The sequence below is a fragment of the Exiguobacterium sp. s149 genome, assembly GCF_018618395.1.
GTDB classification, from domain to species: domain Bacteria; phylum Bacillota; class Bacilli; order Exiguobacteriales; family Exiguobacteriaceae; genus Exiguobacterium; species Exiguobacterium chiriqhucha.
The window spans coordinates 19,788-33,894 of record NZ_JACSLZ010000005.1 but is presented as its reverse complement, the minus strand read 5'-3'; the positions used below and the strand labels follow the sequence as shown (position 1 = coordinate 33,894).

Below are 14,107 nucleotides of genomic sequence, written 5' to 3'. Positions count from 1 at the left end.
TTGTCGTTTTCTCTGTCGCTGTGAGTTATCTCAACAAGGAGGAATGCGGTGTGAAATTATCGGGTAAAACGGCACTCGTCACCGGGGCCGGGTCAGGGATGGGTCGGGCCATCGCCAAACTGTTTGCCGAGGAAGGGGCACGCGTCGTCGCCGTCGACATGAACGGGGACTCGGTCGAGGCGATTGCCTCATAGATTAAAGCGAGCGGTGGGGAAGCCGTCGGTGTCTCGGGGAACGTCACGAAGCAGAAAGATATCGACAAGATGGTCGAGACGGCGACGAGCACGTTCGGTTCGCTCGATATCTTGGTGAACAACGCCGGCATCATGGACAACTTTTTGACGGTCGGCGAAGTGACGGATGAAGTGTGGGACCGCGTCATCGCCGTCAACTTGACCGGACCGATGAAATTGGCCCGGGCCGCGATTCATATTATGGACAAGCAAGAAACGGGCGGCGTCATCATCAATAACGCCTCGGTCGGTGGCCTGTTCGGGACACGGGGCGGTGCCTCGTACGTCGCCTCAAAGCACGCACTGATCGGGCTGACGAAAAACATTGCCGCCACGTATGGTACGTTCAACAAGATTCGGGCCAACGCCATCGCACCGGGCGGGGTCAATACGAATATCGGCGGCACCATCACCGCACCGAGCGAGCTCGGGATGCGGGCCATCCAAGGGGCAGGGGAGGCACCGATGGGTGAACCGGAGCAGATCGCCAAGGTCTCGTTGTTCCTCGCCTCCGATGATTCGAGTTTCGTCAATGGCGACGTCTTGAAAGCAGACGGCGGTTGGACCGCTCGTTGACGAGAAAAGCCGACACGCGCGCGTCGGCTTTTGTTATGTCTTCTGTTTGCGAAACGCGAGCGGCGTTCGATTATGTACTTTCTTGAACGTCTGGACGAAATGGCTCACGCTCGTGTAACCGAGACGTTTTGCGATCTCGGCGACCGGATCTGTCGATTGATGCAACAGACGTGCGGCCCGCTGCATCCGGACGTCTTGGACATAAGCGAGCGGCGAGGTGTCCCCCCATTTTGAAAAGTAACGGCAACATTCGGCCCGGCTCAGTCCACCGGCAGCAGCGATGTCTTCAAGCGACAGCTTCATCGTGTCGTGGTCGTGTATATAGGAAATCATGCGTTGCATGCGCGCTTGCCCATGCTGTCTCGTCACGGGCGGCCGTTGAATCCAATAGCGCCAGACCACGGCAAGCTGCAGTGTCGCATCGAGCATCGCGAAAGCCGAGTCTTTCTTTAAACTCCTGATGACTTTCTGAAGCGTCTCGAGGATGGCCTTGTCACCCGGTTCTGCCGGATGCAGCATGTGATGGCCGATCGTCTCGATGAACGGTGTGACGTATTGCTCCGCGAGCGGCGGTGCCACCAAGTCGAACGGGTCGACATGAAGCATCGTCATTTGAAACGAGTCATCTGTCCGCTCGACTTTTATGACCTGTCCGCGGTCGAGCATCAATGCCATCCCGGCCCGGAGCCTTGAACGGGTACCGTTGATCCGAATCTCGACTTGGCCTTGGGTGACCAGCCAGATTTGAAACTGTTCATTGGTCGTGAACCCGATCTCCATCGTCCGTTCGGTCCACGACTGGACATCAATCATGTTTGTTTCGACATTCATCACTACACCTCAACAATCGAACATTTATTTCGGTTTCGCACCGGGTGGAGACTTTGTTTTCTCGCCACCAAGCGTCAATTCAGACATTTCGATGACACCTTCGTTGGACAGTACGAACGAGTTTCTTCTATATAAGGACGTCAGAAGATGAACCAGCCCGTGATACCGGCGTGCACCAAGATGGCGATTGGGACACCAATCCGAAACATCGGCTTCAACGTCTTATGACGGAAGAGACGCATCGCGAGATAGGCGCCGAATGCCCCACCGATCCAGACGAGAATGAGTAACGTCCGTTCTGAAATTCGCCATTCCCCTGATTTCGCACGGCGTTTATCGAGGAAAAATGACATAAATGCTAGTAAATTAGTCACAATGTAATATAGCAGCAATAGTTCCAAAGACTAAAACCTCCTTTCTCTTCTCTATAGTATAGTCGAAAATGGCTCAACAAAGCCATTTGTATCTGGATTGTAAAAATTCAGACTCCTCTCATCCCCTTGAAAGCTTCTGTAACTGAACTGATATCACTCTCATATGAGGCTGTAACGGCAGTGAAATATACAGGTGTTACAGTAAGGGGGCGTTAGAAAAGGGAGGAATATTCTTATGAAAAAACCACTATTGACACTAACGGCACTCGCTGGCCTTAGTTTAGGAGTCGCTGCTCCAGCTTCGGCAGCATCAACACACACAGTTCAGTCTGGAGATACACTTTACCGTATCGCCGTGAACAACAACGTATCTGTAAATGATATCAAACAAGCGAACGGCTTAAACTCTAATATGATCTATCCGAATCAAGTATTGAAGCTCGCGAAGTCAGAAGCTAAAGCTTCAAGCGCTTCAAAAACGTATACAGTTAAAGCAGGCGACACGTTGTATCGCATCGCGACAAACAACGGCGTATCTGTCAACCAATTGATGACATGGAACGGTCTTAAATCAGATCTCATTTTCCCTGGTCAACAATTCTCTGTAAAAGGTGCCAACGCAGCATCGGTTGCAAACAGTGCACCAGCCGCTAAACCAAAAGCATCAACATCTGCACCAGTGACGAAACAGTCTACGTCGACAACGCAAACCCAAGCTCCGGCTTCAGGTAAGACGATGACTGTGGAAGCAACGGCTTACACGCCATACTGTGCAGGATGCTCAGGAATCACGGCAACAGGAATCGACGTCCGCTCGAACCCGAACCAAAAAGTCATCGCGGTTGACCCTTCAGTCATCCCACTCGGCTCTAAAGTTTATGTTGAAGGCTACGGCGAAGCAATTGCTGGAGATACTGGCGGCGCCATCAAAGGTAACAAGATTGACCTCTTGATGCCGACACAAGAGCAAGCGCTCAACTTCGGTCGTAAATCAGTTCAAATCACAATCTTAAACTAATCGATTTACCCCAAAAACACCGCAAGCGCGGTGTTTTTTTGTGTTGTAGACGCGGTATCTGTAAACGAGCATTTCGTTTTGCCCATCATCGGGTAAACTAGAGGATAAAGGAGGCGTCGAGATGGTCCCAACTGAAATCATCATCAGTATTCTCGGTATCGTGCTGATTGTCTTGAACGTCACGTTCGCCGTCACCATCATCTTTTTCGAGCGGCGTGACATTGGTTCGACATGGGCTTGGTTGCTCGTACTGTTTTTCATCCCACTGCTCGGTTTTTTCATCTACATCTTCTTCGGACGGTTAATCAAATCGAACAACTTTTATCAAGTCGACGAGGAACGTCGTCACGAGTACGCCAAACACGTCGACGACCAATTGACCGAGCTTGATGCACATGAGGGGCTGTTCGCTCATGACCCGCTCTTGTCAAAATATCGAAGGCTCGCCCGCTTGAACTTATCCTCCACAAATGCGCTCGTGACGTATCATAATGCGATTCAGGTCATCCATGATGGCGAGCAGAAGTTCGAGGCGTTATTCCATGACATCGAGATGGCGACGCAGGAAATCAACATCCAGTACTATATCATTCAAAATGACTCGCTCGGCCAAGCGCTCATCGAGGCACTCACGCGCCGGGCCAAGGAAGGCGTCAAAGTACGTCTGCTCTATGACGCCGTCGGCTCACGGGGATTGCGACGTTCCCATTTCAAACAGCTCCTCGCGCACGGCGGCGAGGTGAAGTCGTTCTTCCCGTCACGCCTCGGTATCAACTTCCGCGTCAACAACCGGAATCACCGAAAGCTATGTATCATTGATAGGGAAGTCGGCTATATCGGCGGTTTCAATGTCGGGAATGAATACCTCGGGACGAACCGTCAGTTTGGCTATTGGCGCGATGTGCATCTGCGGATGAGAGGGGAGGCGGTTCGTGAATTGCTCGAGCGTTTCCTCCTCGATTGGAACCGTGCCGTACCGACGAAACACCGGGCCGAGAAAGAGGACTTCCTTTGGCCGACTTCTCTACTCGAGACGTCCCGGTCACCGGTACAAATCGTCACATCTGGCCCGAACTCGTCGACCGAGCACTTGAAAAATATGCTCGTCAAGATGATCACCGAGGCGAAAGAGACGATTTACATCCAGACCCCATATTTCATCCCTGACGCTAGCTTCCTTGACGCCTGCCGTAACGCGCTCATGTCTGGGACGAAAATCCGCCTGATGATTCCGAACAAGCCGGATCACATGTTTGTCTATTGGGCGACGTATACGAATGCGGCCGAGCTCGTCCGCTACGGTGCCGAAGTATATACGTATGAAGGTGGGTTCCTCCATGCGAAGACGCTCGTCATCGATGGCGAGGTCGCCTCGATCGGCACGACGAACATCGACGCGCGTAGTTTCCGTCTCAATTTCGAGATCTCAGCGCTCGTCTATGACGAAGTCGTTGCCCAGTCTGTCATCGATGCATTCAATCGAGACCTCGCATGTGCCGACAGGTTAACGATTGAGCGTTATGAGACACGAACGAAATGGATCCGTTTCAAAGAGAGCGTGTCACGCTTGCTCAGCCCAATTCTTTAAAAAAGACCAGTCAGACCGTCCGGGAGTGCCCGGCGAACTGACTGGTCTCTTATTTTTTAAGCGTCTGGGTGACATGTCGTTCGAACGCCTCGACGATGGGTACCGGGGCTTCTTTCTCCCCGTACTCGGCGGCCTCGAGCCAGACGGCGAAGCGACTTCCTTCGCTGAATCCGATGCGTTCGAACCATTCCATGACCGTCTCTTCACGTTGGCGAGGATGGGCCTGTTCGAGCCGACGCCCGGCATCGAGCAAGCGGACGTGCCGTGGGGCCCGTGTGACGCGACGCCCGGTATCCGTTGCCTGATGACGCTGCTTCGGTACCGTGACATCCTCTTGAATCTCTTTACGGCGTTGCAAATAGATGAACAAGGCGACCAACCCGACCAAAAGGACGAGAAAAGCCAAAATCAAGAACAGCGATTGATTCGTCGCCGATTCGAGCAACGTCTCATTCGAAATCGTCTCAGCATCGATGTTCGGATTGTCCGGCACGAGAATCCGGTTGACGCGGTCGGTCGGATCCAAGTTGAACCCATCGAACCAACCCCCGATCCACACGAAGATTGGACGAATCCAGGCGACGAGGTTACCGAACAATAACTCTTTGATTGTCCTGATGACCACGGCCAGTCCGAGACCGATCGCGATGGCGACGACGAGTGTCGACAGCATCCGTTTATAGTCACGGCGGTAATATAGGCTCCGCTGCCAAAACAAGAACAAGAACGGGAAGACGATCATCGCGAGCGGCTGCGACGCCGGCGGGAACAACCAATCGACGATCAAGAAGAGCACGCTGGCGATCGCGTAACGGTCCGTCCAGTCGAGCGTCCGGATAAAGGCATGGACGTACGTGAACAAGAGCAACGTCACGCTCATCTCATAAGAAAACCAAAGGGCGGCGATGCTGAGTGCCGTCTGGACACCGAGTTGCCAGTTGCGCGGCAAGCGGAGCGTCAAGAGAAAGACGAGCGGAAACGCATGACCGACATAGAAAGCGGCGAATACCCACCAAAGTAGTCTCATCGGCCGTCACCTCCGAGCCGTAAAATCGATTGGCTGCCGCCGTATTTGGCGACTTTCCGTTCGAACAGCGACCGGGCGAGCGGGAAATCACGCTCCGATAGACAGGCGAGCGTCGTCATGACCTTGCGGAAGTGCGTCTCACCGCTCCCCGGGGCGAGATCATAAGTGATCCCTTCCTTCGTCAATGTCGGAACAATCAGCCCGTAGCTTGCGTTCTCTTTTTCGAAGTCGCGACATAGCGCTGCCGCCTGCGAGATCAACCGCTCCATCTGATGGGTAAGGGCGCGTCCGTCTTTCGTCAGCAAGTCGAGCACGACGACATATTCGTTCGCTTGGACGGGTTGCTCGGTACGGGCGAGCAGTTCGCCGGTCTTCGCATAGGCCGACCAATAAAGTTGCCGCATCGGCTGGCCGTGATATGGCGCCACCGACTGGAACGTCTCCGGGTCACGGTAGGCGCTATGTCGGACCATCTCTTCCCCTGGTAACGTCGGTGGCCGCTTCGGGATCGGATAAGGCAGGAATTCAGGGAAGACATAACCGATGCGGTCGAGCGGGTCTTCCTTATAGAGTGAGAACATACGGAGCGGGTCACGAATCTCCATACCGATTGCCTCCATGCGGATCGGGCCACGTCGAATTGCCTTGAGCGGGAGCGTATAGGCGACGGCCGCCTCACGTCCGACATAGTTCTCTTGGCGCCAGAAGGCGTGTTCCTCTGACTCGACGGTAGGATGGAGATATCCTGACAGACGGACGACACCGAGCGGGACAGGAGCAGTTGAAACCAATTTGATTGTATACGTCTCTTCATCGTTCGGGAACAGCTTCAGCTCGTCGGTCACTTCGACATGTACGTATTCAGCGAGCCGGAACAACAGCTCCGGCATGATGAGCGCATACAGGCTAAAGCCGATAATCACACTCGCGAAGAAGACGTTGCCGTATAGGGCGGTGAACACCCCGACGACGAACAAGAGCCACATATACCCGGACTCGAGGTAGCGAGGGCTGACGAGTTGCATATCACACCTCTGACGGGACCGGGATGGTCTCCAAAACAGACTTGATCAATTTGGACGGCTTCGTCTTGAGCGACGCCTCGACCGTCAAGACGATGCGGTGCCCGAGAATCGGCAAAGCGAGCGCGCGGATGTCTTCCGGTGATACGTAATCCCGTCCGTCCATATAGGCATGCGCCCGAGCCGCCATCGTGTAGGCGAGCGTCGCCCGCGGGCTCGGTCCGACCTCAATATCCCGGTGATGACGAAGCGCCTCTACGAAATCGAGGAGATAATCCTCCATCGCCTCGTGGAACAAGACGTCACGGACGGCTTGCTGCATTTCGGCAAGTTCGGTCTGTTGCAACGTGAAAGGAGCCGCACTCAAATGCTCGTTCCGAAGCAACCTGCGTTCCGACTCCCGAGACAACGGGGCGAGCGACAGTTTGAACAAGAAGCGGTCGAGTTGAGCCTGTGGCAACGGGAACGTCCCTTGCCCATCGAACGGGTTTTGCGTCGCGATGACGAAGAACGGGTCCGGTAGACGAAGCGACACCTCACCGAGCGTCACTTGTCGCTCCTGCATCGCCTCCAATAGGGCCGACTGCGTCCGTGGTGTCGTCCGGTTAATCTCATCGACGAGTAAGATTGACGTGAAAATCGGTCCAGGCCGGCGCTCGAACGTGCCCGTCGTAGGATTGAACAGCTCCATCCCTAAGATGTCACTCGGTAGCGTGTCCGGTGTACATTGCACGCGTTGGAACGCGGCCGAGACCGACGTCGCCAAGCTTCGCGCGAGAGTCGTCTTGCCGGTCCCAGGCCGGTCCTCGAGCAGAACGTGGCCCCCGGAGAGAAGGGCGATCGTCGACAGCTTAATCGCCTTCGACTGCCCAATCACTTGATCGTTTAAATGTGTCGTCCATTGTTGCACCATAATGTAAGTCCCCCGTCTATTTTCTGAATATTTATAAAAATCATAGCACACTCGCGGACTGAGATGGAACGCTAAAGAACGGTGCTGCCAAATATGTAGGTTACCATGTTCAATCCGAAGAAGACGTTTTCGTTTTCTTACGGCTCGGGAACTCGAAAATCAAGTAATACAAGACGATCATACTCGTGAATGGATTCAAGGCACTGACCCAGGCCGGCCCATCGAACAAAATATACGTAAGTGTGATGAGGACGGATGATCCGAATAATAACTTTGAGAACATAGGCGATGTCTCTCCTTTGAATCTCAATATGGAATAGGTTGACTATATCATGTCACTTCCGCAATAACTGCCCGACAAAAAAACTGACCTGCCTGTATGAGGCAAGTCAGTCATCGTTTCGGTGTATCCAAATAGCGTTCAAAATGCCGCTCCAACCAGTCCTGGAAGAACGACATGAATGTACAGATGCCCCAATAAATCAAGGCGACGACCAAGTAGACGGTCATATAATCGAATTCCCGGCCCCCGACGATTTTCGCCTTGTTGAAAATTTCCGGAACGGTGATCATGGCGGCGAGCGAACTCGCTTTAATCAAATCGAGGAACACGTTCGAAAGCGGGGGGAGGGCAATCCGAGTCGCCTGCGGCAAGATGACCCCTTTTAGCGTCAGCCACTTGTTCATCCCGAGCGAGCGGGCCGCCTCGACCTGTCCCGGATCAACGGCACGGATCGCAGCCCGGACGATTTCCGCGATATAGGCCGCCGAGTTCAGACTAAACCCGATGATTGCCGCCGTCAGCGCTGCGAACTCGATGCCGATGAATGGAAACCCTGAGTATAAGATGAACAGGATAATCAAAATCGGTACACCCCGCATGAACGAGATATAGAACGTCGATGGGAACCGAAGCAACCGGGACGGTGACAGTTTCCCAAGGGCGAGCACGAGACCGAGCAACAAGCCGAAGAACATGCTGACAAATGAGATCCAAAGCGTGTTCGGCAAGCCGCCTAGCAGATAAGGGAATGAGCGCACAGCCAAGTCGACGTCAAAAATCGCTTCCCATTTCACACCTTCGAACATGAGCGCTTAGTCCAATTCGACGATGGTCGCGTCGACGTCCGGTTCGACCGAGACGTCGGCACCGTTATAGAACGTTTCCGACAACTCTTTCACCGTGCCGTCTTCAAGCATCTCCGTAAGGACGCGGTCGATGTTCTCTTGAAGCTCTGTATTCTCCTTATCCATCAAGAACGCAACTTCCTGTGGGTTATAGGCGATATCCGGGTGGATCGTGATGTCGAACTCCGGGAAGAAGGCGAGGGCGAGCGTCTGGAGATAGTAGTCGTTCAAGATGACGTCGGTCCGTCCTGTCGAGACGTCACGGAGGTACTGGTCGTTCGTGGCGTTGTCATAGATGACTTCCTCCGCCCCGTATTGACGTGCTACGTCCATGAAGACGGTTGTCGCTTCTCCGGCGGCCTTTTTGCCTTTCAAGTCCTCAAGTGACTCGATGCCAGACAGGTCGCTCTTGCGAACGATGGCCGTCCCGTACGTGTACTTGTATGGCGTCGAGAAGGCGAACTTCTCTTTACGGTCGTCTGTGACCGAGATATCGTTTGCGGCGACGTCAACTTGTCCGTTTTGAACGCTAGTCAACATGTTGTCGAACGCCATCTCTTTGAATTGGACCTCGAGGTCAAGGCGTTTCCCGATCTCTTTCATGAGCTCGACGTCAAACCCAGTCAATGTATCGCTATCTTCTTCACGGAACGAGGCCGGATAGAGCGTACCGGCCGTACCGACCGTGAGCGTACCGTCTTTTTTGATTTCGTCCCAGCGCGAAGTTTCGGCCTGATCGGTGCTAGAATCACCACACGCCGCGAGCGGGACAGCCAGTAATAGGGATGATGCCAAACCTTTAGTCATACGTTTCATTCAAGTTCCTCCTTAAGTTATCATCTGTCTAAAAATAGCATGACATCCGCTTACAGGCAACTCCTAAGAGCGGATGAACAGCGTTAAAGTTATTTTTGAAACATAAATCCATAAAGCGCTAACATGTTGATGAATGAAGGATTCAATCGAATGACACAGTTTAGTAATTATGATGAAACAGATCAATGGATGTCGGTTTGAACAATACGGTTTAAGTAAAAATATCATCGTGTTGATCAGCCGACTCCGACGCATGTGAATTTTAATAATTCATGTATGATAGATAGTAAAGGCTTATTCGTAACATATTAAAATGAGGAGAGCGGGGGGCAAATGGAAAAATGGGAGAGATGGACAGTCAATCCAGAGATACCGGCCAAACTATATCTGCAGGCTCTAATTGATGATAAAGACGGATTAAGACTCGTGTTTATGGATACGCATGAGAACACGTATACATTCTTGTTTGACGGACTAGTGCTGTCGTATCGACATACAGACGAAGGAACGCTTATTAGAACGCTAGAACATTTATACAAACATTATGACACTGATTTTTTTAGCAATTGGACACTCTTTCAAGTGACCGATTCCAGCTATTTAAAATGGCTAGCTGAAGAATCAACAAACATTTACGAAGCGGTTTATAATATTCAGCATTACGTTTTCTTGACATCATACGATGTAATTGAAGTGTTGTCGACAAATCCACCGACTCTGATTTTATGACGGTCACTGTATGGCTAGTCTGGTGAGACCATTTGGTTTTGGGATGGAGCGGTCATTACATATGAAGGGAGAAAGATGCAATGGAAGAAGAACCGAACATCTCGATCAAAGCGTTAGATGAGTATTCCATCAGCGTCGTAAACGAAGCCAATAATGCGTTTCCAGTCATCGGGAAAATCATCCCGAGCTTTTGTGACGGGGTTTGGATGTATGAGGAACAGTTATATGAGAAAGCCCATGAGACGAGCTTCCCGGACGATTCACTAGACTGGCATGAATACATCAACAGTGAGGACAAACAAGTATTCTTGGCATTCGACGAGACGACATGTATTGGACAAATCCGTGTGGTGAAAGACTGGAACCGTTTTGCTTATATCGAGAACATCGCGATCCGTGGCAGCTATCGCAACAGCGGGCTTGGGCATTTGCTGATGCAAGTTGCAGAGACGTGGGCAAAAAAACAGTCGTTGCTTGGATTGTCACTCGAAGCGCAGAACGATAACGTGATCGCGTGTCGATTTTATGCGAAAGAAGGGTTCGCGCTCGGCGGTGTCGATACTCTCAAACACACCGGCAATCCGAACATCGACATGACGTTGTATTGGTACAAGATTTTCTGATTTTTTTCGAGAGGAGAGATGTCACATCTGACATCGATTTTCTCTGTTTTTCTTCTAGTTAACATAACATATATTATCGGAAGAGAGGAAGCCCAAAAGCTTCTTCTCTTTTCTACTTAAATTCAATTAACACAAAAAAGTTTTCAAAAATTAATCATTCATTCATTAATAGCCGATTGTAAAATTAAGCTAGACAATTGAAAAAGCCATTCGTGGTACACTCACAATGTATTTTCCGACCAAAGAAAAACATAGGAGTGATCACGAATGACCTACACCCATCTTACCACGGATGAACTGGTGATGATAGAATCCTACCACCGCCAAAATATACCTGTAGCGATCATTGCTAAGTTGATGAACCGTTCCAGGCAGCCAATCTACAACGTCATCAATTTCCTGAAATCAGGACATACAGCGCTCGACTTCTACACGCAATACAAGAAAAATAAGAAACGCTGCGGCCGGCGGAAGATTGTCCTGCCGAAGAAACAAGTGGCCTATGTTCAAGACAAGGTGGCGCAGGGCTGGACGCCGGATGTCATTGTCGGCCGGGCAGAAACGGCCATCGATTGTTCCGCGCGCACCATCTATCGCATGTTCAAAAATCAGGTCTTTGACGCCGCCACGCTGCCGATGAAAGGAAAACGGAAACCCAATGGACACCAGGAACGCCGGGGAAAACAGGCGTTCAAACGCCATATTTCCGAACGGGAAGCCGACAACCCGTCGTTCAAAAAAGAGTTCGGGCATATCGAAGGCGACACCATTGTGGGTGCCCGCCACAAAAGTGCGGTGATCACGCTGGTCGAACGGCTGACGAAAGTCATCATCGCCCTGAAGCCTGCAGGACGCAAGGCTTGCGATATTGAAACTGCGTTGAACCAGTGGTTCCAAGGGGTCCCGAGAAATCTGTTCAAATCCATCACGTTTGATTGCGGCAAGGAATTCTCCAATTGGAAACCGTTGTGCAACCGGCACGACGTCTCGATTTACTTTGCGGATCCCGGCACGCCTTCTCAGCGCGCCTTGAATGAAAACTCCAACGGGCTCCTGCGGAAAGACGGCTTGGCAAAGGAAATGGACTTCAACCAGGTGGATCAAACATTCATTTCGTCGGTGGCCGACAAGCGGAATAACATCCCAAGAAAGTCACTGAATTACCGCACACCGTTGGAGGCATTTTTGAGTCACCTGAATGGAGTCGATCTGTCTAGCTTAAATTGACAAACGGAACCTCCAATATGTTTTAGATTCTTTCGTTATTTATAAAAAGATGGTATTTATAAAAGTCAAAGTCTTCTTTTTTATTATAGCAGTCTAGTTTAGATGCGAAAAAACTATATTTATCCGCCCTTTTTATTTCTGAAAAAGTCGAGGAACGACACTACGTTTCGTGACGCAGACTTCGAACAACCGCCAGGGCGTTAGTCTATCGATTGTTCGACGTGAATGATTGCCTCGAACGGCACATGGATGATCCCTTCCCTTTGATTGGCCAGCTCGACGGTCCGCTCCATGTAGTTCGTCCGGTGCACGAATCCTCTGAATCGTTTCATCTCCCGCTTCTCCACATATTTTACCTCTACCAAATCTCCGCTGAAGATCGCGTCGTTCAGCACATTCTCATAGACCGATAGGACCTGTTCATCGATATCTGGCATCTCAATTTTTTGAATCTCTTTATAGTATTTCGTCAGTAGCGCCTTGTGCTCGGGCATGAGGAATGGGATCCATTTCAATTCGCCCCGATCGCGATACATCGTCATAATAATTACCCCTCTCAATAAAACGAACGTTTGTTCTTATTTTATACCCGATTTGTCCCGTTTGAACAGCCTTTTTCGTGATTGGTAATCCGTGCGTCCTGTTTCCGTACTCTAGCTCGCTGGTCTTCGGTGCAAGGGACGTCAAAAAAATGACGCGCCCTCAGGCCGTCTTCCTTCGCTTTAGGCTCAAAGCGAGGCTTTTCGCTCGTTGGCTCCGGAAGCCTGTCCCTCCGTTTGCTCTACGCATTTTTTTGAGGCTCTCCCTGCGGTCGCCCTTGCACCGTCTCCCGACGCTCGCTTCGTTCCCGTCAACAGGACGCACAACGGTGTTCGTTCTGAGCTCGGCTTATCCGAAAGGGGACAAACCATCATGGAACTTACATCCATCATCGAGGTCATTCGTATCAAACAAGAGATTCGCGAGGAGATGGTCGCTCTCGAGCACGCCATCATCCAATCACCGGACAGTGCCCGACAAATCGGTTCCTCGTTCATCGGGGACGACGACCGTGAAGTGTTCCTCGTCATCATGCTCAACACAAAGAACCGGGTCATCGGCGTCCACCGGGCACACGTCGGGAGCGTCAACTCGAGTGTCGTCCACCCACGGGAGGTCTTCAAATGCGCCATCTTGAACAACGCCTCGTGCCTCATCGTCTGTCATCAGCACCCGAGCGGGGACCCGACGCCGAGCCGGGAGGACATCCTCGTCTCCGAACGGTTACATGAGGCGGGGGACCTCATCGGCATCCCGGTGCTCGACCATCTCATCCTCGGAGCGGACGAGTCGTACGTCAGCATGAAACAGCGAGGTTACATGGGTTGAACGGAATGGAGTGGGGCCGGGGGACCGGTCCCGGTCCGTCCGGGAAGGGCAAGGACGAAAAACGTACGTTTTTCTTTGACGGGATGGGCGACTCGCGTTGCTCTCGCCTGGATCCGTGGGGCGGGATCCGGGAAAAGGTCCGTTTTCGTATAACGAAAACGAGATGGTTCGTGTGTGAAAATTGGACGTTGTTTTGGTCTGTCTCATAAGAAGATTGTTTGATGAAATGGTAGAAGTGACAACATAGTTTGTTTATTGAAAATGACCATGATTTCTAAACAAGCCCTAGGGCTTGTTTGAAACAACACCAGGGCTTACGTGAAATAAGCCGAGATGTTGATTGCGTGGATGCGAGGTATCATGAGGCTATCAACAGGAGAGGATGATTCAGATGGACAGCTACCAACTAGATCAACAGACGATGGACGAGATGACGGAGGTATTGCTTCGACGCCTTCCGGACCGGCTCCAAGAAGATTTTGACGACTTAAAACTTGTGAGCATGGATCTTCTTTGTGATGTGAAGGAAGGAGAACGCTTGACCCACCTCACCGTCTTTTTCAATACCAATATGATTCGACGGAATCGTCGTACATAAGAACAAAAATATTTGTATACATGTATACATGTAGAT

16 protein-coding genes and 1 pseudogene are annotated in these 14,107 nt (G+C 51.4%); 8 read left to right on the top strand and 9 right to left on the bottom strand.

Going from position 1 to position 14,107, the window contains the following annotated elements; genetic code table 11:
* Window positions 1-50: 50 nt before the first annotated feature.
* Window positions 51-809, top strand: a pseudogene (locus tag KNP81_RS08380) (glucose 1-dehydrogenase).
* A gap of 33 nt (window positions 810-842) precedes the next feature.
* Here the strand turns inward: KNP81_RS08380 and KNP81_RS08375 are convergent.
* Window positions 843-1,640 (bottom strand): AraC family transcriptional regulator, encoded by a 798-nt coding sequence (locus KNP81_RS08375; RefSeq protein ID WP_214719590.1) that lies wholly within the window; start codon window positions 1,638-1,640, stop codon window positions 843-845.
* 140 nt (window positions 1,641-1,780) lie between these two features.
* Complete coding sequence (locus tag KNP81_RS08370) at window positions 1,781-2,041, bottom strand: DUF1294 domain-containing protein (protein WP_021067450.1); 261 nt, start codon at window positions 2,039-2,041, stop codon at window positions 1,781-1,783.
* Between the two features lie 208 nt (window positions 2,042-2,249).
* On the opposite strand from KNP81_RS08370, the gene KNP81_RS08365 reads away from it, so the two are divergent.
* Complete coding sequence (locus KNP81_RS08365; RefSeq protein WP_214719589.1) at window positions 2,250-3,032, top strand: LysM peptidoglycan-binding and 3D domain-containing protein; 783 nt, start codon at window positions 2,250-2,252, stop codon at window positions 3,030-3,032.
* Window positions 3,033-3,153: 121 nt separating this feature from the next.
* Window positions 3,154-4,620 (top strand): cardiolipin synthase, encoded by a 1,467-nt coding sequence (gene cls, locus KNP81_RS08360; protein ID WP_214719588.1) that lies wholly within the window; start codon window positions 3,154-3,156, stop codon window positions 4,618-4,620.
* Window positions 4,621-4,669: 49 nt separating this feature from the next.
* Here the strand turns inward: cls and KNP81_RS08355 are convergent, their stop codons facing one another.
* From KNP81_RS08355 to KNP81_RS08330, 6 genes are all read right to left on the bottom strand, one after another.
* Window positions 4,670-5,647 (bottom strand): hypothetical protein, encoded by a 978-nt coding sequence (locus KNP81_RS08355; protein ID WP_214719587.1) that lies wholly within the window; start codon window positions 5,645-5,647, stop codon window positions 4,670-4,672.
* Entirely contained in the window at window positions 5,644-6,672 is a 1,029-nt protein-coding gene (locus KNP81_RS08350) for a DUF58 domain-containing protein (RefSeq protein ID WP_214719586.1), read from the bottom strand. The genes KNP81_RS08355 and KNP81_RS08350 overlap by 4 nt, the downstream gene beginning before the upstream one ends.
* A gap of 1 nt (window position 6,673) precedes the next feature.
* Complete coding sequence (locus KNP81_RS08345) at window positions 6,674-7,582, bottom strand: AAA family ATPase (protein ID WP_214719585.1); 909 nt, start codon at window positions 7,580-7,582, stop codon at window positions 6,674-6,676.
* A gap of 109 nt (window positions 7,583-7,691) precedes the next feature.
* Entirely contained in the window at window positions 7,692-7,865 is a 174-nt protein-coding gene (locus tag KNP81_RS08340; RefSeq protein ID WP_214719584.1) for a hypothetical protein, read from the bottom strand.
* Between the two features lie 110 nt (window positions 7,866-7,975).
* Window positions 7,976-8,671 (bottom strand): amino acid ABC transporter permease, encoded by a 696-nt coding sequence (locus KNP81_RS08335; protein WP_021067457.1) that lies wholly within the window; start codon window positions 8,669-8,671, stop codon window positions 7,976-7,978.
* Between the two features lie 6 nt (window positions 8,672-8,677).
* Window positions 8,678-9,526: a transporter substrate-binding domain-containing protein gene (locus KNP81_RS08330; RefSeq protein WP_214719583.1), complete on the bottom strand. Its 849-nt coding sequence runs from the start codon at window positions 9,524-9,526 to the stop codon at window positions 8,678-8,680.
* A gap of 333 nt (window positions 9,527-9,859) precedes the next feature.
* On the opposite strand from KNP81_RS08330, the gene KNP81_RS08325 reads away from it, so the two are divergent.
* From KNP81_RS08325 to KNP81_RS08315, 3 genes are all read left to right on the top strand, one after another.
* Window positions 9,860-10,255: a hypothetical protein gene (locus KNP81_RS08325; RefSeq protein ID WP_214719582.1), complete on the top strand. Its 396-nt coding sequence runs from the start codon at window positions 9,860-9,862 to the stop codon at window positions 10,253-10,255.
* A gap of 80 nt (window positions 10,256-10,335) precedes the next feature.
* The gene (locus KNP81_RS08320) at window positions 10,336-10,878 is read left to right on the top strand and encodes a GNAT family N-acetyltransferase (protein WP_214719581.1); all 543 of its coding nucleotides are present in this window, start codon (window positions 10,336-10,338) and stop codon (window positions 10,876-10,878) included.
* 267 nt (window positions 10,879-11,145) lie between these two features.
* Window positions 11,146-12,105, top strand: coding sequence for an IS30 family transposase (locus KNP81_RS08315; RefSeq protein WP_114167461.1), 960 nt, complete (start codon window positions 11,146-11,148; stop codon window positions 12,103-12,105).
* A 200-nt stretch (window positions 12,106-12,305) separates the two neighbouring features.
* Here KNP81_RS08315 and KNP81_RS08310 read toward each other — a convergent pair whose 3' ends face one another.
* On the bottom strand, window positions 12,306-12,647 hold the full coding sequence (locus tag KNP81_RS08310; protein ID WP_029595514.1) for a YolD-like family protein: 342 nt from the start codon (window positions 12,645-12,647) through the stop codon (window positions 12,306-12,308).
* A 370-nt stretch (window positions 12,648-13,017) separates the two neighbouring features.
* Here KNP81_RS08310 and KNP81_RS08305 point away from each other — a divergent pair, with 370 nt between their 5' ends.
* The gene (locus tag KNP81_RS08305) at window positions 13,018-13,473 is read left to right on the top strand and encodes a JAB domain-containing protein (RefSeq protein ID WP_035385670.1); all 456 of its coding nucleotides are present in this window, start codon (window positions 13,018-13,020) and stop codon (window positions 13,471-13,473) included.
* Window positions 13,474-13,864: 391 nt separating this feature from the next.
* Complete coding sequence (locus KNP81_RS08300; protein ID WP_029596469.1) at window positions 13,865-14,071, top strand: hypothetical protein; 207 nt, start codon at window positions 13,865-13,867, stop codon at window positions 14,069-14,071.
* The last annotated feature ends 36 nt before the right edge of the window (window positions 14,072-14,107 follow it).

Excerpts from the sequence above, each read along its gene's own strand:
- KNP81_RS08375 (WP_214719590.1), bottom strand. The coding sequence starts at position 1,640 with ATGAATGTCGAAACAAACATGATTGATGTCCAGTCGTGGACCGAACGG.
- KNP81_RS08365 (WP_214719589.1), top strand. The coding sequence starts at position 2,250 with ATGAAAAAACCACTATTGACACTAACGGCACTCGCTGGCCTTAGTTTA.
- cls (WP_214719588.1), top strand. The coding sequence starts at position 3,154 with ATGGTCCCAACTGAAATCATCATCAGTATTCTCGGTATCGTGCTGATT.
- KNP81_RS08355 (WP_214719587.1), bottom strand. The coding sequence starts at position 5,647 with ATGAGACTACTTTGGTGGGTATTCGCCGCTTTCTATGTCGGTCATGCG.
- KNP81_RS08350 (WP_214719586.1), bottom strand. The coding sequence starts at position 6,672 with ATGCAACTCGTCAGCCCTCGCTACCTCGAGTCCGGGTATATGTGGCTC.
- KNP81_RS08345 (WP_214719585.1), bottom strand. The coding sequence starts at position 7,582 with ATGGTGCAACAATGGACGACACATTTAAACGATCAAGTGATTGGGCAG.
- KNP81_RS08340 (WP_214719584.1), bottom strand. The coding sequence starts at position 7,865 with ATGTTCTCAAAGTTATTATTCGGATCATCCGTCCTCATCACACTTACG.
- KNP81_RS08335 (WP_021067457.1), bottom strand. The coding sequence starts at position 8,671 with ATGTTCGAAGGTGTGAAATGGGAAGCGATTTTTGACGTCGACTTGGCT.
- KNP81_RS08330 (WP_214719583.1), bottom strand. The coding sequence starts at position 9,526 with ATGAAACGTATGACTAAAGGTTTGGCATCATCCCTATTACTGGCTGTC.
- KNP81_RS08325 (WP_214719582.1), top strand. The coding sequence starts at position 9,860 with ATGGAAAAATGGGAGAGATGGACAGTCAATCCAGAGATACCGGCCAAA.
- KNP81_RS08320 (WP_214719581.1), top strand. The coding sequence starts at position 10,336 with ATGGAAGAAGAACCGAACATCTCGATCAAAGCGTTAGATGAGTATTCC.
- KNP81_RS08315 (WP_114167461.1), top strand. The coding sequence starts at position 11,146 with ATGACCTACACCCATCTTACCACGGATGAACTGGTGATGATAGAATCC.
- KNP81_RS08310 (WP_029595514.1), bottom strand. The coding sequence starts at position 12,647 with ATGACGATGTATCGCGATCGGGGCGAATTGAAATGGATCCCATTCCTC.
- KNP81_RS08305 (WP_035385670.1), top strand. The coding sequence starts at position 13,018 with ATGGAACTTACATCCATCATCGAGGTCATTCGTATCAAACAAGAGATT.
- KNP81_RS08300 (WP_029596469.1), top strand. The coding sequence starts at position 13,865 with ATGGACAGCTACCAACTAGATCAACAGACGATGGACGAGATGACGGAG.